The 19,040-nt window shown below is 62.7% G+C and carries 17 protein-coding genes; 9 read left to right on the top strand and 8 right to left on the bottom strand.

What is annotated here, in order from left to right; genetic code table 11:
* Positions 1 to 106: 106 nt before the first annotated feature.
* The gene (locus J5Y06_RS09185; protein ID WP_209334833.1) at positions 107 to 625 is read right to left on the bottom strand and encodes a DUF2306 domain-containing protein; all 519 of its coding nucleotides are present in this window, start codon (positions 623 to 625) and stop codon (positions 107 to 109) included.
* Between the two features lie 90 nt (positions 626 to 715).
* Here J5Y06_RS09185 and J5Y06_RS23440 point away from each other — a divergent pair, with 90 nt between their 5' ends.
* Entirely contained in the window at positions 716 to 1,528 is an 813-nt protein-coding gene (locus J5Y06_RS23440; protein ID WP_209334832.1) for a LytTR family DNA-binding domain-containing protein, read from the top strand.
* Positions 1,529 to 1,543: 15 nt separating this feature from the next.
* Here the strand turns inward: J5Y06_RS23440 and J5Y06_RS09175 are convergent, their stop codons facing one another.
* The 3 genes from J5Y06_RS09175 to J5Y06_RS09165 all read right to left on the bottom strand — a co-directional run bounded on the left by J5Y06_RS09175 (position 1,544) and on the right by J5Y06_RS09165 (position 6,355).
* The gene (locus J5Y06_RS09175) at positions 1,544 to 5,002 is read right to left on the bottom strand and encodes a chromosome segregation SMC family protein (RefSeq protein WP_209334831.1); all 3,459 of its coding nucleotides are present in this window, start codon (positions 5,000 to 5,002) and stop codon (positions 1,544 to 1,546) included.
* A 54-nt stretch (positions 5,003 to 5,056) separates the two neighbouring features.
* Positions 5,057 to 5,716 carry a DsbA family protein gene (locus J5Y06_RS09170; RefSeq protein WP_209334830.1) on the bottom strand — a complete coding sequence of 220 codons (660 nt, stop codon included), beginning with the start codon at positions 5,714 to 5,716 and terminating at the stop codon, positions 5,057 to 5,059.
* A 141-nt stretch (positions 5,717 to 5,857) separates the two neighbouring features.
* The gene (locus J5Y06_RS09165; RefSeq protein ID WP_209334829.1) at positions 5,858 to 6,355 is read right to left on the bottom strand and encodes a DUF721 domain-containing protein; all 498 of its coding nucleotides are present in this window, start codon (positions 6,353 to 6,355) and stop codon (positions 5,858 to 5,860) included.
* A gap of 51 nt (positions 6,356 to 6,406) precedes the next feature.
* On the opposite strand from J5Y06_RS09165, the gene mutY reads away from it, so the two are divergent.
* Both mutY and J5Y06_RS09155 read left to right on the top strand, forming a co-directional pair.
* Positions 6,407 to 7,489 (top strand): A/G-specific adenine glycosylase, encoded by a 1,083-nt coding sequence (gene mutY / locus J5Y06_RS09160; protein WP_209334828.1) that lies wholly within the window; start codon positions 6,407 to 6,409, stop codon positions 7,487 to 7,489.
* 14 nt (positions 7,490 to 7,503) lie between these two features.
* Positions 7,504 to 8,115, top strand: a complete 612-nt coding sequence (locus tag J5Y06_RS09155) for an HAD family hydrolase (RefSeq protein ID WP_209334827.1) — start codon at positions 7,504 to 7,506, stop codon at positions 8,113 to 8,115.
* A gap of 16 nt (positions 8,116 to 8,131) precedes the next feature.
* Here J5Y06_RS09155 and J5Y06_RS09150 read toward each other — a convergent pair whose 3' ends face one another.
* Positions 8,132 to 9,268 carry a site-specific DNA-methyltransferase gene (locus J5Y06_RS09150; RefSeq protein WP_209334826.1) on the bottom strand — a complete coding sequence of 379 codons (1,137 nt, stop codon included), beginning with the start codon at positions 9,266 to 9,268 and terminating at the stop codon, positions 8,132 to 8,134.
* A gap of 148 nt (positions 9,269 to 9,416) precedes the next feature.
* On the opposite strand from J5Y06_RS09150, the gene J5Y06_RS09145 reads away from it, so the two are divergent.
* On the top strand, positions 9,417 to 10,103 hold the full coding sequence (locus tag J5Y06_RS09145) for an HAD family hydrolase (RefSeq protein ID WP_209334825.1): 687 nt from the start codon (positions 9,417 to 9,419) through the stop codon (positions 10,101 to 10,103).
* A gap of 3 nt (positions 10,104 to 10,106) precedes the next feature.
* Here J5Y06_RS09145 and J5Y06_RS09140 read toward each other — a convergent pair whose 3' ends face one another.
* On the bottom strand, positions 10,107 to 10,661 hold the full coding sequence (locus J5Y06_RS09140) for a hypothetical protein (RefSeq protein ID WP_245247711.1): 555 nt from the start codon (positions 10,659 to 10,661) through the stop codon (positions 10,107 to 10,109).
* A gap of 125 nt (positions 10,662 to 10,786) precedes the next feature.
* Between J5Y06_RS09140 and thrC the strand changes: the two genes are divergently transcribed.
* Genes thrC through J5Y06_RS09120 form a run of 4 tightly spaced genes read left to right on the top strand, consistent with a single transcriptional unit; the run spans position 10,787 to position 17,011 of the window.
* On the top strand, positions 10,787 to 12,181 hold the full coding sequence (gene thrC, locus J5Y06_RS09135) for a threonine synthase (RefSeq protein ID WP_209334824.1): 1,395 nt from the start codon (positions 10,787 to 10,789) through the stop codon (positions 12,179 to 12,181).
* A gap of 22 nt (positions 12,182 to 12,203) precedes the next feature.
* The gene (locus tag J5Y06_RS09130) at positions 12,204 to 13,499 is read left to right on the top strand and encodes a M16 family metallopeptidase (protein WP_209334823.1); all 1,296 of its coding nucleotides are present in this window, start codon (positions 12,204 to 12,206) and stop codon (positions 13,497 to 13,499) included.
* A 13-nt stretch (positions 13,500 to 13,512) separates the two neighbouring features.
* Positions 13,513 to 14,094, top strand: coding sequence for a GNAT family N-acetyltransferase (locus J5Y06_RS09125; protein WP_209334822.1), 582 nt, complete (start codon positions 13,513 to 13,515; stop codon positions 14,092 to 14,094).
* Positions 14,095 to 14,125: 31 nt separating this feature from the next.
* A complete protein-coding gene (locus J5Y06_RS09120) occupies positions 14,126 to 17,011 on the top strand; it encodes an EAL domain-containing protein (RefSeq protein ID WP_385931305.1) in 2,886 nt (961 codons plus the stop codon).
* 9 nt (positions 17,012 to 17,020) lie between these two features.
* Here J5Y06_RS09120 and J5Y06_RS09115 read toward each other — a convergent pair whose 3' ends face one another.
* Positions 17,021 to 17,356, bottom strand: coding sequence for a VanZ family protein (locus J5Y06_RS09115; protein ID WP_209334820.1), 336 nt, complete (start codon positions 17,354 to 17,356; stop codon positions 17,021 to 17,023).
* Between the two features lie 52 nt (positions 17,357 to 17,408).
* Positions 17,409 to 18,020, bottom strand: coding sequence for a YqgE/AlgH family protein (locus J5Y06_RS09110; RefSeq protein ID WP_209335109.1), 612 nt, complete (start codon positions 18,018 to 18,020; stop codon positions 17,409 to 17,411).
* Positions 18,021 to 18,185: 165 nt separating this feature from the next.
* Here J5Y06_RS09110 and J5Y06_RS09105 point away from each other — a divergent pair, with 165 nt between their 5' ends.
* Positions 18,186 to 18,986, top strand: coding sequence for a protein-disulfide reductase DsbD domain-containing protein (locus J5Y06_RS09105; RefSeq protein ID WP_209334819.1), 801 nt, complete (start codon positions 18,186 to 18,188; stop codon positions 18,984 to 18,986).
* The last annotated feature ends 54 nt before the right edge of the window (positions 18,987 to 19,040 follow it).

Raw genomic sequence — 19,040 nt, 5'->3', positions numbered from 1 at the left:
CCCATGGAACTTTGAACTACCCGTGGGGTGGCGATAGGACGCGCGGCGAAGCTTGGCAAGTACGGCGCATCCTGCCAATCGATGCGAATCGATTGAGGCCGAAGCGTCAGGCGAAAACCCTCGCTCGATTGCCTTTTTCGCGCGGCGACCTCACCATCCTCCTCATGATCAGCGCGGATGCGACGAATGCCAGAACCACAACCGCCAAGGAGGGCGCGAGCCCGGCATCAGGCCCAAAAACGACCTCGTGCATACGGCGGCCCGGCATCAAGGTGAAGGCGCCCGCAATGATCAGGGCGCCCACATAGGTCGAGACCATGAAGCCGCGGTGAACCGCCAGCCGACGCTGTTTCGCCGCCCGAACGCCCATCACAAGGCCGAAGATCGTGTACACCGACAGGAGGTGGATGGGGCTAAAAGGGCCGATCACCTCCAGGTCCGAGATAAAGAAGGACGTGACGGAGACACCCAGCATCAGAAGGACCCAGATGCGTCCGAGAATCCGATGCACCGCGCCGCCTTTTTGCTTGAACACCACCACGGAGCCGAGCAAGAAGGCGCTGATGGCACATGCGACGTGAAGCTGGGTTGCAAGGGGAGCGTCCAACAAGGGCTGCAAGGACATGATCGACCTCCTTCAATGTGATCATTTGTCCTCCATTCCGTTTGGCGGTGTGCCTCGCAACGGAAGCTTCGCAGACGGGCCGTCCGCTTCGTGAACGGAGGCGCTCTGCAGTTCACGCTTCGTGAATGGCGCGATCATTTCAGCGAACCCCTCACCTGGGTGATCGCGGGGCTGGTCGGATCCGTTCTCGGTCTCGCAGGCCCGTTCGGCACCTATCACGACTTTTCGCCCGTTGAACTGATTGCCTATTGGCTGGCCGTGACCGTCTCGACCTATGCGGTCGGGCTCTTCTTTGTTGCGCTGGTCATCAACTGGGGCCAGGCCCGCAACTGGCCCAATGCGCCTTGCGTGTTGCTCGGTGGACTTGCAGCCGGGCCGCCGGTCACGCTTGTGGTACTTGCCGTCAACGCCTTCGCCTATGGCTTCGGTCATCAGGGAACGATGCGTCCACTGACGCTGCTCGGCTATTGCACGGCCATTGCGCTGGGTGTCGCCACCGCCTTCACGCTTTTGCGCCGCAAGCAGCCAGACCTCCTATCTTCAGCAACGGAACCGGTAACGGGGAAATCCGAAGCTGCCCCTGCGGCGCTACCGCGAATCCTGCAGCGCTTGCCCCATCCGCAGCGAGGCCGCCTCCTCGCCCTTTCGGTGCAAGACCACTACACGCAGGTCGTTACCGATCGCGGCAAACCCTTGGTGCTGATCCGCTTGTCCGACGCAATCAGCGAAACAGCAGGGGTGGAAGGCCTGCAGATCCACCCCTCCCACTGGGTGGCCGCACATGCAGTGAAGCGCGTTCTTTCAAGGGATGGCCGCATGGAGTTGGAACTGGAAAACGGCGACGTTCTTCCGGTCAGCCGAAGCTACGCTCCCGCCGTTCGCAAGGCAGGGTTTGGAAGCTGAGGTCACACGCCCCTGTCAGCTGGCTTCGCGCAACTGCTCGGCAGCCTCGAGGTCAACCGAAACCAACTGGCTGACGCCCTGCTCCACCATTGTGACGCCAAACAGGCGGTTCATGCGCGCCATGGTGATCGGGTTGTGCGTGATCACGATGAAGCGGGTCTCGGTTGAAGCGACCATCTGGTCCATGAGGTTGCAGAAGCGCTCGACATTGTGGTCGTCGAGGGGGGCATCGACTTCGTCCAGCACGCAGATCGGGGCAGGATTGGTGAGAAACACCGCAAAGATCAGGGCCATCGCCGTCAGCGCCTGTTCGCCGCCCGAGAGCAACGTCATGGTTTGCGGCTTTTTGCCCGGCGGGCGGGCCAGGATCTCGAGCCCAGCTTCCAGCGGATCGTCGGACTCGATCAACTGCAGTTCGGCCGTTCCCCCGCCGAACAGGTGGCTGAAAAGCCGCTGGAACTCGACATTAACCAGGTCGAAGGCCGCCAGCAGCCGTTCGCGCCCTTCCCGGTTGAGGCTGCTGATGGCTCCGCGCAGCATGCGGATGGCTTCCACGACATCGTCCCGCTCCGACACAATGCTTTGAAGGCGCTCCGCCTTTTCCTGCTGTTCCTCATCCGCCCGCAGGTTCACGGCGCCCAGCCGCTCGCGTTCGGTTTTCAGGCGCTCAAGGCGCTGCTGGACTTCCGCTTCGGGGGGCAGGTTCGCGTCGTTTGCGAGGCCCGCATGCTCAAGCACCCGATGCGGTTGCACGTTGAGGATCGTGGTGATGCGTCGTTCGATTTCGTCGCGGCGATCATCCGCCGCCGCCAGACGTTCTTCGATGCGCCCTCGAACTTCCCGGGCTTCCGCCAAGGCGGCCAAGGCGGCAGTGGCTTCCCGATCAAGTTCGGACTGACGTTTTTCGGCCGCTTGCAACGTCGATCTGGCCTGCTGCCGCGCTTTTTCCGCTACGGCGATTTCGCTCAAGAGCGCCTTGCGCTTTTGTTCAAGATCATCCGGCGCTTCGGCCAGCTGCGCGCTTTCTGCTCGAGCTTCTTCCTGGCGAGCGAGTAGCACAGCACGGTGACGCTGCGCGTCCTCTCCGCGCTTCAACCAGCTTCCCCGCTCGGCCGCGATGCCCGCCAAGCGCTGCCGGCGCATTTCGGCGGCCCGCTTCAGGGTTTCGAATGCGGCCCGACGGTCGCCATGCAGCGTCCGCGCCTTGGCGGCCTGTTCCGAAATGCGGGCGAATGCATCTGCCAAACGCTTCAGATCCGGTGCTGCCGCCAGGGTGGTTTCAGCATGCCGCACATCTCGATCGGCCTCCCCCAAGCTTTCCGCCAGGCGCGACGCGGCCTCGCTCAAGCTCGCCTGTCGAACCGACAGCTCACCCGATGCGCGCTCCGCACGCGACAGGGCTTCTCGCGCCTGCCCTAGCTCAGCTTGCGCCTGCTTCACCGCGATTCGGCCTTGTCGCTCCCGCTCTGCGGCTTGCCGGTGGGTTTCAGAAGCCGCCTGCGCTTGCCGCGTTGCCCCTTCCACGACCGATCGCGCCATGGCGATCTCGCGCTCCAGTTCGGCGAGCCGGTTCTTTTGCGCAAGACGCTGTGCTGCAGGGGTTGGCGCGTCGGCGGCCGCACGAAAACCGTCCCACCGCCAAAGAGCGCCGTCTCGGGTCACCAACTGCTGCCCGACGGCTAGCCGCGGCTGAAGAGCCGCGCCGTCCCCATGTGACACGAGGCCGATCTGCGCCAAGCGCCGATGGAGCTGCGCCGGGGCCTGAATGTAGCGCGCCAGCGGTTCGGCCCCCGCCGGGAGCGCCGGATCGGCGTGCGACGGCAGTGCTTCGCCCCAGTGCGCCGGTGCTTCGACATCGAGCGGCAGGTCGAGGTCTTCGCCGAAGGCCGCGCCTAAAGCAGCTTCAAAGCCGGGTTCCACCATGATGTCGTCAAGCACGCTCGACCAGAGCCCGCCGGAACCAGCATGCACCACCGCATGCAAGGTTTGCGCTTCCGTTTCCAGCCGACCGCAGCTTGCCTTTGTTTCCGCAAGGGCAAGGGACGCAGCACTCTCCTTTTGACGCGCCTGGGTGACACATGCTTCTGCTTCCGCGTGGGCGCTCTCGGCCGCAGCCGCAGCCGCAACGGCGGCTTCAACGCTTGTCGCGCATGCCTGAAGGTCCGGGAGGGCGACCAGCTTAGCAGCCAGCGCCTGTTGATCCTTTTCGATCTCGCCGGCCTGGCGCTTCAATCGGCTGGCGCGATCCCTCGCTTCAAGAAGCGTGCGCTCGGCCTGCTTGTGCAAGGCGGCAGCTTCAGCCTGCTTTGCTGCGGCCGTGGCAAGCGCTGCTTCCATGTGCTGCAAAGCGGCAAGATCAGCCGCCAGCGCTGCTTCCGCTTCGCGTTCGCGCTCGCCCTGCGCGTCATCCTCTCCGCGAAGGGCCTCTTCTTCTTCGGCGAGCTTGTTCAGTGCCGCGCCATTGTCATCGCCGATCTGGTTTTCACGTTGAAGGTCGGCGGCCAGTTGCTCGAGGCGGCGGGCGAGTTCCTCCTGCCGCGCGCGCAGACGGGCCGCCTCCTCTTCCAGCTGTGTTTTGGCAACCGTCATGCGTGCCACGGCCGCACCCGCGGCTGCGGCGGCTTCGCGGAGCTTCGGCAGGTGATGCGCGCCCACCGCCTGCTCTTTCGCACTTTCCATCTGCGCCGCAGCTCGCTGCGCTACGCGGTTCATAGCCTCATCCAGCGCAACCTGTTCTTCCAGCGCCTGGGCTTTCGCGTGGCTCCACCGCAGATGCAGCAGCAGAGCGTCGTTCTGGCGGATGTCGGCCGACAAAGCCTTGAAGCGCTGCGCCTGACGCGCTTGCCGCTTCAGGCTTTCCACCTGCGTCGTCAGTTCGGCAACGACATCTTCGAGGCGCTCCAGATTGGCTTCGGCCGCCTTGAGCCGCAACTCAGCCTCGTGCCTTCGCGAATGAAGACCTGAAATGCCGGCTGCTTCTTCCAGAAGGGCGCGGCGGGCCTGTGGCTTGGCCTGTATCAGCTCGCCGATGCGACCCTGTCCGACCATGGAGGGCGAGCGCGCGCCTGTGGACTGATCGGCGAACAGGAGCTGCACATCCTTGGCCCGCGCTTCCTTGCCGTTGATCCGGTAAACCGAACCGGACTCACGCTCGATGCGGCGGGATACCTGCAATTCATCGCTCGCGTTGAAGGCGAGCGGTGCGGTCCGGCCGGTGTTGTCGAGAAAAAGAGTGACTTCAGCCGTATTGCGCGCCGGCCGGGTTCCCGAGCCGGAAAAGATGACATCGTCCATGCCGGACGCGCGCATGTTCTTGTAGGAGCTTTCGCCCATCACCCAGCGCAGCGCTTCAACAAGATTGGACTTGCCGCAGCCGTTCGGTCCGACCACGCCGGTCAGGCCAGGCTCGATGATGAATTCAGCGGGCTCGACGAAGGATTTGAAGCCCAGAATACGAAGTCGGGAGAAGCGCATCAGCGCTGTCCCGTGATGCTGGACGAGCGGCGCCCGTCCAGCAGCGATGCCAGATCAAAGCAAGGAGTCGATGATCGCCGACATCTCGTCAACCGAGAGCGCCCCTGCGTATTTCTTGCCGTTGATGAAGAAGGTCGGCGTAGCATCAACGCCAAACTCCTGCGAACCGCGCGTGCGCACACTTCTGATATCGTCAAGCAGCTTCTGGTCCGTCAAGCAGGCTTCGAAGCTTTCCTGTGTAAAGCCGGCCAGCTTGGAGATCTGCAGGAGTGCGGCGCGCGCATCCTGAACGGGTGCCCACTGCTCCTGCTGCTTGAAGAGCACATCCACCATGGCGAAGTAATTGTCGCCTGCGCAGCGTGCCAGCATGAAGCCAGCTTCGGCGCGCGGGTCGAACGGGAACTCGCGCAGGATCAGCCGCGCCTTGCCCGTATCGATGTACTTTTCCTTGATCACCGGCAGCGTCGTCACGTCGAAATGAGCGCAGTGGCTGCAGGTCATGGACGCGTATTCGACGATCGTCACCGGCGCATCGGCGTTGCCGAGAACCTTTTCCGGGAGAACGCCAGGCTCCAGGAGCTTGGCCATGTCGACGTTGCCCTGTGGTGTGGGGGCAGCCGCCTGAGCCAAGCCAGCGCCTGTTCCGAGAACAAGCGCAGCGGGAGCGATGGCGATCGAGCCCAGCAAAGAGCGGCGGGTAAGCAAGGGCGTCATGGTTGGGATCACCTGTGGCATTAAACGCGGGAAACCATAACTGGGTCTGGTTCTCCCGGCAATTAAGGGATTTATCGCGTAAAACCAATTCCCTCCGCAACAGACTTGTTCACGAATGCGGGAAAATCATCGTCGTCTTGATCACCCTCGCCGTCCTAGGACGCTGCGACCCAGCGCTTCCAGCGACTGGCGCAGGCTTTCTTCCTCGATACCCGTAAGTTGACGGTCCAGCCCCGCTTCTTCGGCCGCGCTTAAAGGACGCAGCACGGGCTTGGTCTTGGCTGGCGCGTTTCGCACCGGCTTCTGCACGATCCTCAGGCGTCCGATTGCCGGGAAGCCGAGATAGCTGTTGATGCGGCCGATGATTTCGCCCGCTTCGTGCTGGATGTGCATGGCCGCGCGGGCTTCACAGGCTATCACCAATGTCGCGGGTTGAAACGGATCATCCTCATGCATCCTGCGCGGCCACAGGATCTTTTCCGGGCGCGATTGCAGCGCGACTTTGACGCCGACGATCTCCTCCCAAGATTGCACCAGCCCAACGGATATGCCGGCACGTTTGCGCAGCACCGGATCGAGAATCTCTCCGGAAAGGTCGCTGACGGGCTTGGCGTTGTAGCTGCGGCGCTTCTCTGTCATGAGGATTGTTTACTGCCCCGCCGGTCTTGATGGTAGCCGCTCATCCGCTCCATGACAGCCAAATTGCTTTCCCGCACGGACGCCTTCGAGGCCGAGCGTCTTCTTGCCTGGTATGACCGCCACGCGCGTGTCCTGCCGTGGCGGCTTGCGCCCGCCGACCTCCGGCGAGGGCAGCAGCCGGACCCATACCGCGTATGGCTGTCGGAAGTGATGCTGCAGCAAACCACGGTCGAGGCGGTGAAGAAGTATTTTCTCGCCTTCACGGCCAAGTGGCCGACCGTGACAGCCATGGCTGCAGCCAGCGAGGACGACATCCTGCGCGCCTGGGCTGGGCTCGGCTATTATTCGCGCGCGCGAAACCTAAAAAAATGCGCGGACGTGGTCGCGAAGGATCTGGGGGGCCGTTTCCCGCAAACGGAGGACGGCCTCCGCGCGCTTCCGGGGGTCGGCGCTTACACGGCAGCGGCGATTGCAGCGATTGCGTTCAACCGTCCGGCCGTGGTGATCGACGGCAACATAGAGCGGGTCACCACCCGCGTTGCCGCGATCGATACACCGCTTCCGCAGGCGAAGTCGCAGATCCGTGCTGCCTTGACCCCGGTGGTCTCCGCCGATCGCCCCGGCGACTTCGCCCAGGCGATGATGGACCTCGGCGCAACCATCTGCACCCCGCGCCGTCCGGCCTGCATTTTATGCCCCCTCAACGAAACCTGCCGCGCCCTCTTCCTCGGTGAGCCCGAGCGCTTTCCGGTAAAGAAGACCAAGGCGGACAAGCCGACCCGGCAAGGCGCTGCCTTTGTTGCCGTTCGCGCCGACGGCGCTATCCTCTTGCGCAAGCGCCCTGACAAGGGCCTGCTTGGCGGGATGGCGGAAGTTCCGGGCAGCACCTGGTCCGCAGACGTGAAACCTGGCGCCGACGACGCGCCCTTTCCTTCCGACTGGATGCCGTCCGGCGTCATCACCCATATTTTCACGCATTTTTCGCTGACGCTGTCGGTCTATCGCACCCGCTTCAACGGCGCTGCGCCACCTGGCATGTGGTGGTCCGTTCCGGCCGCGGTAAGCGGCGAGGCCTTGCCCACGGTCATGAAAAAGGCCATCGAAGCCGCCTGCCCCGGCCTCCTTTCACCCTAAGCGCGTTTTCTGCCATGACCCCGATCAAGCACATCGTCTTCGACATCGGCCGCGTGCTGATCCATTATGATCCGAACATCCCCTACCAACGGCTAATCCCGGACGAAGCGCAGCGACGCTGGTTCCTGGAAGAAGTCTGCTCCAACGCCTGGAACCTGGAACAGGATCGCGGGCGGTCATGGGCCGATGCGGAAGCGCTGTTGATTGCGGCTCATCCCGATCAAGCAGCGATGATCCGGGCTTTTCGCCCCCATTGGCACGAGATGGTGAGCCATTCCTACCAAGACAGTGTTGTTATCCTGCGCAAGCTCCTTGCCGCAGGTTACGACGTGACCATGCTCACGAACTTCCATTCCGAGACCTTTGCGGAAGCACAAAAGATGTTTCCGTTTCTGACCGAAACACGCGGCGTGACGGTGTCGGGTGACATCGCCCTGATCAAGCCGGATCGCGCCATCTACGAGCGCCACGCTGCCGACTTCGCGCTTGACCCGGCCGCAACGCTTTTCATCGACGACAATCTTGCCAATGTGGACGGCGCCCGTGCCGCCGGCTGGCAGGCGATCCAGTTCACGAGCGCCGAGCAAATGGAACGGGATCTGCGGGAGCGCGGCATGCGCTTCTGAAGCGCAGAAGTGGTCCTTACGCGCCGGCGCGTTCGATTCCGACGCGCGCGACGCGTCGTAGTTCGTCGATGGGCGTCAGGCCTCCGGCTCGCTCATAGTGCCAGAAAGTCCAGCCATTGCAGGCTTCGGCGTCCTGCACCTGCGCGCCGACCTTGTGGATCGAGCCGGCAAAGGTGCCGCTGGACAGCGTTCCATCGGCTCTTACCACGGCCGTATGACGACGCTTCGCATCGAAAAGCCTGGTGCCGGGCTTGATCAGGCCAGTGTCGAGGAGGCTTGCAAAGGCGACGCGCGGTTCCGCGCGCTTGCTGACGAGAAGTTCCAGAGCGAGGTGTTCGAGCGGCTTCACCTCGGCAATTCGTTCCTGCGCGGCGTCGATATAGGCCTGCTCACGCTCGATGCCGACAAAATGACGCCCAAGGCGCTTTGCGACCGCGCCTGTGGTGCCCGAGCCAAAAAAGGGGTCCAGCACCACGTCGCCCGGCTTTGTTGACGACAAGAGAACGCGGGCCAGAAGCGCTTCCGGCTTCTGCGTCGGGTGAACCTTCGCACCTTTCTCATCCTTCAAGCGCTCTGCGCCGGTGCAGATCGGAAACAGCCAGTCGGAGCGCATCTGCACATCGTCATTGGCCGCCTTCATGGACTCGTAGTTGAAGGTGTAGCCTTTCGCATCACGGTCCCGGCTCGCCCAGATCATGGTTTCATGGGCGTTCTGGAAGCGGCGACCGCGAAAATTCGGCATGGGATTGGTTTTGCGCCAGATCACATCGTTCAGCAGCCAAAAGCCGAGGTCCTGCATGATCGCGCCGACGCGGAAGATGTTGTGGTAGGAGCCGATCACCCAGATCGTACCGTTCGGCTTCAGGACGCGGCGCGCCGCCAGCAACCAGGCGCGCGTGAACGCATCGTAGGCCGCGAAGCTTTCGAACTGGTCCCACTCGTCATCGACCGCATCGACCTTCGACTGATCAGGACGGTGAAGCGTGCCCTCGAGCTGGAGGTTGTAGGGCGGGTCGGCAAATATGGCATCGACGGAGTGCGCCGGGAGCTTTTCCATTGCCGCCACGCAATCGCCTTTCAGGATCGTGTCGAGCCATGCGGAATGGCTGACGTCAACTGAGTTCTGTTCGGCAACTAGGCGCAGAGCGGTCATGGCGGTACTCGGAACAAACGCGTTACTTTACTGCCTGTTATGGTTACCGGATGGCGTAAAGATTTAATGAAGTCCGCCGAATTTGCCTCGAAACGCCGCGTGCTGTAGACCCGCCGCCTTCACCCCTTCCAGCCTTCTCGGAGTTCCCATGCCCCAGCCCGATCTCGTGATCTTCGACTGCGATGGCGTCCTTGTGGACTCTGAAATCATCGCGGCGCGGGTCGATGCCGGGCTGCTGTCGGCTGCCGGCTACCCGATCGACGCGGATGATTATGCCGAGCGCTTTGCGGGACTTACGTTTCGCGACATCCTTTTGCGTGTGGAAGCCGAAAGTCAGATCCCGTTTCAGGCACGGCTGATCGACGAGTCCGAACGTCTCCTAGATGAAAGACTCCGCGCCGAGGTAAGGGCCATCGAGGGCGCGCATGAAGCGGTGGCGTCGGTCCAGACCAAGCGCTGCATCTGCTCGAACTCGAAGCTGCACCGGCTCCAGTTCATGCTGGAGAAGGTCCGTTTGCTGCCGTTCTTTGGCGAGCACATTTATTCTGCGCGCGACAATTCCGGTATCAGGCACAAGCCTGCACCCGACATCTTCCTGCAGGCAGCCAAGAAAGAGGGTGCGCGGCCGGAAGCAACCTTCGTCGTCGAAGACTCGGTGCATGGCGTCACGGGCGCCGTTGCCGCCGGGATGCGGGTGATCGGCTTCACCGGCGCGTCGCATACTTATTCAGGTCATGCCGACCAGCTGACGGATGCCGGCGCGGAAACCGTGATCCGCCGCTGGGCGGATTTCGCGGGGTCCCTGGCGGCACTGTCGGAGTGGTCGGAGGCCTGAAGGTCAGCGGCTCGGCGGACCTTCGTCGAACCCGATATAGATCATGATGTCCCGCTGTTCGGGCTGGGGAATGTTGATGGCGGGGTCAGTGAACACGAACTGTGTGGCAGCAGCCGTATCGGTGACGCTCACCTGATGCTGATGCAGTTGCGAGTAAAGCACGTCACCACCGCGAACCACCGCCACCCGGATAGGCATACTGACCGTGCCAGCCTTTCCGACCGGGCCGGGCACGATGCGTCCAGCCACTGCGGCCTTGATCGTCATGGTGCCGCCTTCATACGTGCAGGCACGTGTCGCTTGCGACAGCGACGCCTGGTAGATCACCTTGGACGGATCGCCATCACCGCCCTTTTCGAAGGTGCTGAACGCCGAAGTGCCCTCACGCAGGGCGACATTGGGGCAATAGGCCCGCAGCTCCGACTCCGTGATCTGCGTTGATTTATCCGGCACATTGCGTGTTACGCTGTCGCCCGACTGGCATCCCGCGGCGATCAACATAAAGCCCGTCACGATCGAGCCGGCAACAATTCCACCTCTTCTCAACGTAACCCCCATCCAAGCTTCCAAAGCGAACCGTCGTCCTATACACAGCCCGCGGCTGAAATGCGACCAGCACGCGCGGCCTTGATCCAAGCGTTCCACAGATGGACAACGCTCCGCCGAAACGGGTACCGCCGCACATGGACTTCATCAGCACACGAGGAACCGCGCCGCGCCTGGGCTTTTGCGACGCTTTGTTGGCCGGCCTGGCGCGTGACGGCGGGCTTTACCTGCCCGAAAGCTGGCCGCAATTCAGCGCAGCCGAGATCCGGGCAATGCGCGGCTTGTCCTATCCCGACCTGGCCATACGCGTGCTCTCCCCGTTTGTGGACGGAGAGATCGACGAGGCGACCTTCGCGCGCATCGTTCGCGATGCTTACGAGAGCTTCCGCCATCCGGCTGTTTGCCCGCTGGTGCAACTTGATCACGATACGTTCGTGCTCGAACTGTTTCATGGGCCAACCCTCGCCTTCAAGGACGTCGCCATGCAGCTTCTGGCGCGCCTCATGGATCATGTTCTGGCCGAGCGCGGCGAGCGGGCGACAATCATCGGCGCAACGTCGGGCGATACGGGCGGAGCGGCAATCGAAGCCTTCGCCGGCCGCGATCAGACGGACATCTTCATCCTGTTCCCCGAAGGGCGCGTGTCTCCCGTCCAGCAGCGGCAGATGACGTCGTCGGCGGAGGCCAACGTGCATGCGCTGGCGATGGGTGGCAATTTCGACGACTGCCAAAGCATCGCGAAGGACCTTTTCAACGACCACGCTTTTCGCGATCGCGTGGCCCTTTCGGGCGTCAACTCGATCAACTGGGCCCGCGTGATGGCGCAGATCGTGTACTATTTCTCGTCCGCGCTGACGCTCGGCGCGCCGGAGCGGCCGGTTTCCTTCACCGTGCCGACCGGTAATTTCGGCGACATTTTCGCAGGCTACGCGGCCAAGCGGATGGGCTTGCCGATCGAGCGGCTGGTAATTGCCACAAACGACAACGACATTCTTCATCGCACGCTGCAAAGCGGGACCTACGAGATGCAAGGGGTGGTGGCGACGACCTCCCCTTCAATGGACATCCAGATCTCATCGAATTTCGAGCGCCTGCTGTTCGAGGCATGCGGACGCGACGCTTCGGAAGTTGCCGGCTACATGGCCGGGTTGAAGCAGTCCGGCGCCTTCACGCTCGAGCCGTCGACACTTGAAACAATTCGCGGCGAGTTCGATGCCGGCCGCGCATCCATGGCCGAGATCGACCGCACGATTGCCACCACGCTTGCCGAAACCGGCTACCTTCTTGATCCGCATACGGCAGCGGCAGTGAAGGTCGCGCGTGAAACGGTGAGTGCGGCGCCGATGGTGATCCTGGCAACGGCGCATCCGGCGAAATTTCCCGATGCCGTGCAGGCGGCCGCCAACAAGCGACCTGAACTTCCGGCCTGGCTTGGGAACCTCATGGAAAGGGAGGAGCGATTTACAACGCTTCCCTCAGACACCAAAATGGTGAAAGACTATATCGAGCGCCATTCCCGGGCGCTTCGATGATCGGTTGGAGACAAGCGTATTCATGAGTGTTGAGGTCAGCCGGCTGTCAAATGGCCTGACAGTCGCCACCGAGACGATTCCGCACATCGAGTCGGTTGCACTGGGTGTGTGGGTGAAATCCGGATCGCGCAACGAGCGCCAAGAAGAACACGGCATCGCTCATCTGCTAGAGCACATGGCCTTCAAGGGTACGGGCAGGCGCTCTGCGTGGCAGATTGCCTCGCAGATCGAAGATGTTGGTGGCGAAATCAACGCAGCCACCAGCGTCGAAACAACGTCTTTCTACGCGCGGGTGCTCGATACGGACGTGCCGCTCGCCATCGATATCCTGGCCGACATCCTGACCGACTCGAAGTTCGATCCGGCCGAACTCGAGCGGGAACAGAACGTCATCCTGCAGGAAATCGGCGCTGCCTACGACACGCCGGACGACATCGTTTTCGACCATTTCACCGAAACGGCTTTTCGCGGCCAGCGGATCGGCCGCTCGATTCTCGGCACGCCCGACACGGTGCAGGCATTCACGTCCGCGCAGTTGCGCGGCTTCATGGATCGCCAATATGCGGGTGATTCGATGGTGGTGGTTGCCGCCGGAAACCTGAAGCACGACGATTTCGTGCGCGAAGTCGAAAAGCGGCTCGGCTCGTTCCGCCCCACTTCCGGCGCGGAAGCGCCGGAACAGGCAAGTTATGTCGGTGGCGACTTCCGCGAAGATCGCGACCTCATGGATGCGCAGGTGATCCTGGGCTTCGAAGGGCGCGCCTACCATGTGCGCGACTTCTATGCCTCGCAGGTGCTGTCGATGATGCTGGGCGGCGGGATGTCGTCACGCCTGTTCCAGGAAGTGCGCGAAAAGCGCGGCCTTTGCTACTCCGTTTATGCCTTTCACTGGGGGTTCTCGGATACCGGCATCTTCGGCGTTCATGCAGCGACGGGCAAGTCTGACCTTGCCGAGCTCGTTCCCGTGATCGTGGATGAACTCCGCCGCTCCGGCGAAAGCATTCTTCCCGAGGAACTCGACCGGGCGCGGGCTCAGTACCGTGCCGGCCTCCTGATGTCGCGGGAAAGCGCCGCCAGCCGCGCTTCGCAAATTGCGCGTCAGCTGCTGCTTTATGGTCGCCCGATCCCGATGGAGGAATTGATCGACCGACTGGCTGCCTTAACCGTGGACCGCCTGGCCGACCTGTCGCACCGGATGTTTTCCGGTGTTCCGACCGTCACCGCGGTCGGGCCGGTGTCGCCGCTGGCATCCTACGACAGCATCAGCCAGCGACTGGGTGGCACCCGGTCGGCAGGCCGCACGGCGGCGATCGGCTGAAACAGGACCCATCATGCTTGCTCTGCCGTTTGGATCCAAGGCAACGCCGGTTCTGAAGGGCGAGCAGGTGCTTTTGCGGCTCCCTGCCTCATCCGATTATCACCAGTGGGCGGCGCTGCGCCATGCCAGCCGCAGCTTCCTGGAACCCTGGGAGCCGCGCTGGTCGGTGAACGAGCTCGAGCGATCCGGATGGCGCCAGCGGCTGGAGCGCAACAAGGCGGATTACAAGTCCGGCACCGGCTTCGGCTTCCTGATCTTCAAGGTCGCAGATGGCCAGCTCGCCGGCGGGCTGACGATCGGCAACATCCGCCGCGGTGTCGCCCAATCCTGCCAGATTGGCTACTGGATGGGCGAAGCCCATGCCGGGCGCGGCTACATGCTCGGTGCATTGAAGCTGGTGATACCCTACGCTTTCGACGAGCTGCGGTTGCACCGGATCGAGGCGGCTTGTATCCCTTCCAACGCGCGGTCTGTACGCGTGCTTGAAAAAGCCGGATTCGCCCGCGAGGGACTGGCGCGATCCTACCTGCGCATCAACGGCGCCTGGCAGGATCATTTTCTTTATGCTCTCGTGGCGGATGACCGATTCCGGTAGCCAGCCGCAGCGAGGCGGGACAGGGGTGATCTTGCCGCGCTTCATTCAACCTTGGTTGCTGGCTTTCCTGGCGCTGTGCGTGCTGGCCGTGGGCCGGGCTCAGGCGGTCGAGCCGATCAAGATCACGCGCGATGATGTGGCGCTGAACCTGACCAATGCGGTGGAATTCTACCGCAACCAGGGCGACACGTTCCAGGTTTCCACCGCCCCCGGACCAGACGGCATCGTGCGCCGCATCGAAGTGGAAGCATTGAACGAGCGCGCCACCGGTGATTGGGCAGTGTTTGCGCTGGCCAACACCACGGACCAGCAGCTCGACCGTTTGATCGTTACCCCGCATTTTCGGCTGGTCGGCTCTGGCCTTGTGTGGCCGGATCTAGGTTCCACGCGTATCGCGGCCATTACCCCGAGCGAGGGCTTCACGCTGGATCGCCAGGACAGCGAAGATGCCGACGTCTTCCTGGTGACGCTCAACCCCGGAACGGTGGTGACGTTTGTTGCCGAACTGGCGGCGTCGCGCGTGCCGCAGATGTATCTGTGGGAACCGGAATCCTACAAGGATCAGGTCAACTCCTATACTCTTTACCGCGGCATCGTGATCGGCATCGCCGGGCTCCTCGCCTTGTTCCTGACCATCCTGTTTGTGGTGAAGGGGACGTCGCTGTTTCCCGCAACGGCCGCCCTCGCCTGGGCTGTGCTGACCTATGTCAGCGTTGACTTCGGCTTTCTCAACCGGCTGATCGAGATTGCGCCGGGCAGCGAGCAGATCTGGCGCGCCGGTACGGAAGTGGCCCTGGCCACGACGCTGCTGGTATTTCTGTTTACCTACCTCAACCTCAACCGCTGGCATGGTCACTTCTCTTATGGTGCGGTGATCTGGATCTTCGGCCTGCTGCTTCTGGCGGGTGTGGCCGTGTACGATCCGGCCGTCGCCTCGGGCATCGCGCGTCTGTCCCTCGCAGCCACCGCCGCAACCGGCGTGCTCCTGATCGCCTATCTGACCTTTCAGGGCTATGACCGGGCCATCATGCTCATCCCGAGTTGGTTGATGGTGTTGGTTTGGCTTGTCGGCGGGTGGATGACCGTGACCGGGATGCTCAACAACGATGTGGTGCAGCCGGCTCTCGGGGGAGGCCTGGTTCTGATCGTGCTCCTGATCGGTTTCACCGTCATGCAGCATGCGCTGGCAGGCTCCGGCCTGCATCAGGGTCTGTTTTCCGACATGGAGCGTCAGGCGCTGGCCGTGATCGGCTCGGGCGATATTGTTTGGGACTGGGATGTGCTGCGCGACCGTGTTGTCAGCCGTCCGGACGTGGCCCCGCTCCTTGGGCTCCCCGCCGGCGAACTGCAGGGCCCCGCCCGCAATTGGCTCCCTGTGCTTCATGTGGACGATCGCGACATCTTCCGCACGACCTTGGATGTGGTGCTCGAACATCGCCGCGGCCGCGTGTCGCAAAGCTTCCGCCTGCGCGGTGCCGATGGACATTATCGCTGGTTCACTTTGAAGGCACGGCCGGTGATCGGTTCCGACGGGGAGATCATCCGCTGTGTTGGAACGCTGACCGACGTCACCGAGCAGAAAAAGTCCGAGGAGCGGCTGCTCCAGGACGCCGTTCACGACAACCTGACGGGCTTGCCCAACCGCGAACTCTTCATCAACCGGCTCGACGCCATCGTCGCCCTGTCCAAGGGTGAGGTTTCGGTGCGACCGACCGTGTTCGTTATCGACATCGATGACTTCGGCCGGGTCAATGACATGCTCGGCATTTCGGCGGGCGACACGATCCTGCTCACCATCGCGCGACGGCTTTACCGGCTCCTGAAGCCAGGGGATGCGCTGTCACGGCTGAGCGGCGATCAGTTCGGGCTGATGCTCTTGTCTGAACAGGAGCCCGCGCGGATTGCCGCCGTTGCTGAAGCGATCCGCCAGGCCGTGCGAAACCCCATCACTTTTGCCAAGCGCGAAATCGTGCTGACGCCGTCGATCGGGCTGATCTCCTGGACGAGCGCCCAGAGTTCCGCAGACGACATGGTGAAGGATGCTGAGCTTGCCATGCTGCAGGCCAAGCGCTTCGGCGGCGACCGCATCGAGCCTTTCCGTCCGGCCTTCCGCTCCGTGGGCACCGACCGGCCGACGCTCGAATCCGATTTGCGCCGTGCGGCCGACCGGGGCGAGCTTTCGCTCGCTTATCAGCCCATCGTGCGGCTGGAAGACCGCACCCTTGCCGGTTTCGAGGCCCTGCTGCGCTGGGAACACCCACGGCGGGGCACCATTCCGCCCTCCGACTTCATTCCCGTTGCCGAGAACTGCGGGCTGATCGCCCAACTCGGTCTGATGGCCATGACCCGCGCGGCCGAAGATCTTGGCGACTGGCAGAAGCAGGTGCGCGATGTGCCGCTGTTTGTGTCCGTGAATGTTTCAAGCCGCCAGTTGCTGCGCCGCGATCTTGTGAGCGACGTACGTTCGGTGATCGCGCGCGCCAATCTGCAGCCGCGCTGCTTCCGGCTGGAACTCACCGAGTCGCTGGTGATGGACAGTCCCGAACAATCCGCCCACGTTCTTGCGAAGCTGAAGCAGCTGGGCATCGGTCTTTCAATCGATGATTTCGGAACGGGCTATTCGTCGCTTTCCTATCTCACGCGCTTTCCGTTCGACACGATCAAGATCGACAAGAGCTTTATCGACGACTCCAGCCCCAAGCGCGGCGTTCTCCTGAAGTCGATCGTCGGTATGGCGCACGACCTCGGCCTTTCCGTCGTCGCCGAAGGTGTCGCCGATGAAGCGGACGCGACCATGCTCAAGGACATCGGCTGCGAATATGTCCAAAGCTACCTGTTCGGCCAGCCGATGACGGCGGAAGCGGTGCTGAAACTACTGCGCGAAAATCATCCTGCCGCATCAACGGCGCGGACCTGACCTCTGCGACTAGACGCGGCCCCGCAGCCGGTTTAGCAGGGCAGCCCCTGCGACACCGGCGAGACCGCCGGCGCATTTCACCAGCGCATCCGGCAAGCGCCCATGGCGACCCGGCACAAGCTCTTGCAGGAGTTCGAAACTCAGCGCTGCGGCAACCAGAATGGCCGCAACCAGCCCGAGCCTGCGGGGATGGGCCAGCCCGAACAAGCATCCGAGGAGAACAAACGCGAGGAGACGTTCAGTGTTCGGCCCGCCGACATGCGGCCGTAAACCGATCGGTGACAAGGTCACGAAAGCGATCGCTGCCAGGCTGCCCCAGGCCGCAACAAGAAGAACACGCTGCAAGGGCGTTCGCGCGGATGCCCGCTCCCACGCTTTCCGGCGCCCCTGGTGCGGCTCAGGCGTGGCCGGCAACGTGGCTCAGATGCGTCGGATCAATCCCGATGGAGCTTAGTATCCGCTCGTATTTGCGGTCGATGTCCCGGTCGAAAAGCAGATCCGGATCGGCCGGACAAGTCAGCCAGCCGTTTTCGATGATCTCGCTTTCCAGCTGCCCGGCGCCCCAGCCGGCATAGCCAAGCGCCATCAGTGCGCGCTTGGGACCGCGTCCGGCCGAAATCGCGCGCAGGATGTCCACCGTCGCGGTGAGGTAGATTTCGTCGGCCACCGGGGTGCTGGACTCGACCGTGACATCATCGGAATGAAGCACAAAGCCACGGCTTCGATCCACCGGTCCGCCATGCCTTACAACGAGGTCGCGCGCCTGATCGGGCAAACGGATTGCATCCGCTTCTTCGATCACGCCAATCTGTACCAGAAGATCCGGGAAGAGCATCTGCTGGGCCTGGTTGATGATCAACCCCATCGCACCTTCTTCACTGTGCGCACAGATATAGATCACCGTGCGCGCGAAGCGGTCGTCCTTCATGCCAGGCATGGCAATCAGAAACTGGTCATCGAGATACCCCTTTGTCGGGGCTTCCACGTATTTCTTGCGGAGCAGATCCATGGTCAAAGCGTAGCGCGTTTTCTGTTCTCGTAAAGTGGCACCTGCCTTCGAGCCGGCAAAAAAGCTAACGCCGCCAAGGGCGGAGGCGAGGCCTTCACGCAAAGATGAGGTCCATCGCAGCCCTTCATCTTGTTCCCGCCTGCAACAAAGGACAAGAAGGTTACCATGCACCAGCCCAAGCTCCTGATCAGCGCGGCCCTTCTCCTTGCATCGGCCACAAGCGTTCAGGCCGCGAGCAGCTCCTGGTTCGGAACCGAGGGCGGACGTATCCGCCTGGTCAGCACAGGCGTTCCCGATGAGAACGGCCAGTTGCGGGGCGCCCTGCAGGTTGACCTGAAGCCCGGCTGGAGAACCTATTGGCGCGACCCGGGCGATGCCGGCGTGCCTCCACAGCTTACGCCCGGTGCAGACGGTCCGCTTGGCGCGGTCACGCTCCACTACCCTGCCCCGCAACGCTTCGTGGACCATGGCTCCCATTGGACGGGTTACAGCCAGTCCGTTTCGTTGGCGCTTGACCTGTCGCTCGATCCGCCCATCAAAGGGGATCCTTTCACTGTCGACGTCTTTCTTGGCATCTGCCAAACGATCTGCATTCCCGTGCAGACGCAGTTGAGCCTCGATCCCGACCTGCGGGCCGATGATCTTTTCGACCGCGCCGTCGTGGGTGCCGCGTTTGACTCCCTGCCCCACGAAGCCGGTCCGCAGCTCGGCATCACAGCCGTGGAGATGAACGGCAGCCACCTCTTGACGAAAGCTTCAGGGTTGGCCGGCGACGATCCACTCCTGTTTCTTGCCGGTGATGGAGGCTACCGGTTCGGCACGCCCCGCTTCGACACCACGACCCAGCGGTTCGAAACGGAGATCCTTTCGCGCCCGAAGGTATCCGGTTCCGTCACGATCCATTACACGCTCAGCCATGGCGGCAATGCGGTGCAAGGAAGCTTCGTTCTTCCGCCGCAACCCTGACTGGCTGGACTCGGCCAACGATCGCGTTAGATGTCGCCCCTCAACCCCTCATGA

This window comes from Tianweitania sediminis, from assembly GCF_017813335.1.
GTDB classification, from domain to species: domain Bacteria; phylum Pseudomonadota; class Alphaproteobacteria; order Rhizobiales; family Rhizobiaceae; genus Tianweitania; species Tianweitania sediminis.
Note: the sequence above shows the minus strand (reverse complement) of the source record. Positions and strands in the feature narration are given on the sequence as shown.

Coding starts and splice junctions, on each gene's coding strand:
- thrC (WP_209334824.1), top strand. CDS start 10,787: ATGGACTTCATCAGCACACGAGGAACCGCGCCGCGCCTGGGCTTTTGC.
- J5Y06_RS09170 (WP_209334830.1), bottom strand. CDS start 5,716: ATGACGCCCTTGCTTACCCGCCGCTCTTTGCTGGGCTCGATCGCCATC.
- J5Y06_RS09165 (WP_209334829.1), bottom strand. CDS start 6,355: ATGACAGAGAAGCGCCGCAGCTACAACGCCAAGCCCGTCAGCGACCTT.
- J5Y06_RS09150 (WP_209334826.1), bottom strand. CDS start 9,268: ATGACCGCTCTGCGCCTAGTTGCCGAACAGAACTCAGTTGACGTCAGC.
- mutY (WP_209334828.1), top strand. CDS start 6,407: ATGACAGCCAAATTGCTTTCCCGCACGGACGCCTTCGAGGCCGAGCGT.
- J5Y06_RS09145 (WP_209334825.1), top strand. CDS start 9,417: ATGCCCCAGCCCGATCTCGTGATCTTCGACTGCGATGGCGTCCTTGTG.
- J5Y06_RS09110 (WP_209335109.1), bottom strand. CDS start 18,020: ATGGATCTGCTCCGCAAGAAATACGTGGAAGCCCCGACAAAGGGGTAT.
- J5Y06_RS09155 (WP_209334827.1), top strand. CDS start 7,504: ATGACCCCGATCAAGCACATCGTCTTCGACATCGGCCGCGTGCTGATC.
- J5Y06_RS09175 (WP_209334831.1), bottom strand. CDS start 5,002: ATGCGCTTCTCCCGACTTCGTATTCTGGGCTTCAAATCCTTCGTCGAG.
- J5Y06_RS09130 (WP_209334823.1), top strand. CDS start 12,204: ATGAGTGTTGAGGTCAGCCGGCTGTCAAATGGCCTGACAGTCGCCACC.
- J5Y06_RS09185 (WP_209334833.1), bottom strand. CDS start 625: ATGTCCTTGCAGCCCTTGTTGGACGCTCCCCTTGCAACCCAGCTTCAC.
- J5Y06_RS09140 (WP_245247711.1), bottom strand. CDS start 10,661: ATGGGGGTTACGTTGAGAAGAGGTGGAATTGTTGCCGGCTCGATCGTG.
- J5Y06_RS09125 (WP_209334822.1), top strand. CDS start 13,513: ATGCTTGCTCTGCCGTTTGGATCCAAGGCAACGCCGGTTCTGAAGGGC.
- J5Y06_RS09105 (WP_209334819.1), top strand. CDS start 18,186: ATGCACCAGCCCAAGCTCCTGATCAGCGCGGCCCTTCTCCTTGCATCG.